The sequence below is a fragment of the Corallococcus sp. 4LFB genome, assembly GCF_046520365.1.
Classification (GTDB): domain Bacteria; phylum Myxococcota; class Myxococcia; order Myxococcales; family Myxococcaceae; genus Corallococcus; species Corallococcus caeni.
The window spans coordinates 1-1,412 of record NZ_JBKGHJ010000982.1; the positions used below are offsets into that span (position 1 = coordinate 1).

The window sequence follows — 1,412 nt, forward strand, 5'->3', positions numbered from 1 at the left end:
CTGGACGCGCGCGCGAATCAGCTCGCGCACCACCTCATCGCCCTGGGCGTCACGCCGGGAAGCTCCGTCGGGCTGTGCCTGGAGCGCTCCAGCCTGGACATGCCCGTCGCCGTCCTCGCCACCCTCAAGGCGGGCGCCGCCTACGTCCCCCTGGATCCGAACTACCCGGCGGAGCGCCTGTCCCTGATGGTGAAGGACACGCGCGCTCCAGTGGTCCTCGCGCATGAGGGCTTCGTGCACGCCCTGCCCCCGGACACCTCCGCGCGCATCGTGACGATGGAGACGGAGGTCGCCTCCCTCACCTCGCGTCCCACGTCGTCTCCGGGCGTGACGCTGTCACCCGAAGCGGTCTGCTACGTCGTCTTCACCTCCGGCAGCACCGGGCGGCCCAAGGGCATCGCCATGTCCCACCGGGGCATCGGCAACATGCTCGCGTGGCAACTCCAGCGCGCCGTGCGAGCGGAGGCCACGACCCTCCAGTTCGCGTCGCTCAACTTCGACGTCTCCTTCCAGGAGATCTTCGGAACCTGGTGCATCGGAGGCCGGCTGCTGCTCAGCACCGCCGACCTGCGACGTGATCCGCAAGCGCTGCTGCGCTACCTCACCCAGCACCGCGTGGAGCGAGTCTTCCTCCCCTTCGTCGCGCTCCAATCGATCAGCGACGCGGCGCGCACCGTGACGGAGCTGCCCCCGCTCAACGAGGTCATCACCGCGGGCGAACAACTCCAGGTGACGCCCGCGCTCGTCGCCCTCTTCGAGCGGCTGCCCGGCTGCGTCCTCGAAAACCAGTACGGCCCTTCGGAGACACATGCCGTCAGCGCCTGGCGCGCGTCCGGGCCCCCGAGCACGTGGCCCGCGCTGCCTCCCGTGGGAACGCCCCTGAACAACGTCCAGGCCTACGTCCTGGATCCACGCGGGAACCCGTGCCCCATCGGCGTCCCGGGAGAGGTGTACGTGGGCGGTGAAGGGCTGGCGCACGGCTACTACGAGCGGGCGGACCTCACCGCGGAGCGCTTCGTCCCCTCCCCTTTCAGCGCGACACCGGGTGCGCGCCTCTACCGCACGGGCGACAAGGCCCGCTGGCTCGCGGACGGACAGCTGGAGTTCCTGGGCCGCCTGGATGGACAGGTGAAGCTGCGCGGCTTCCGCGTCGAGCTGGGCGAAGTGGAGTCCGCCCTGCGCGCCCTGCCGGACGTGCGGGACGTGGCCGCCGTGGTGCGCGAGGACACGCCCGGATTCAAACGGCTGGTCGCCTACGTGCTGGCGCAACCCGAAGCGACGTTCTCACCCGAAGCGCTGAGGCAGGCGCTGGCGCGGCGGCTGCCGGAGTACATGGTGCCGTCGGCCCTGGTGCGCATGGACGCGCTGCCGCTGAGCCCCAGCGGCAAGGTGAACCGCAACGGCCTGCCCGT

Annotated in this window: 1 protein-coding gene; it reads left to right on the forward strand. The window is 70.9% G+C overall.

The window, feature by feature from the left end; translation table 11 throughout:
• The coding region (locus tag ACLEQD_RS43350) for an amino acid adenylation domain-containing protein (RefSeq protein WP_410391786.1) at positions 1–1,412 on the forward strand (1,412 nt) is incomplete at both ends.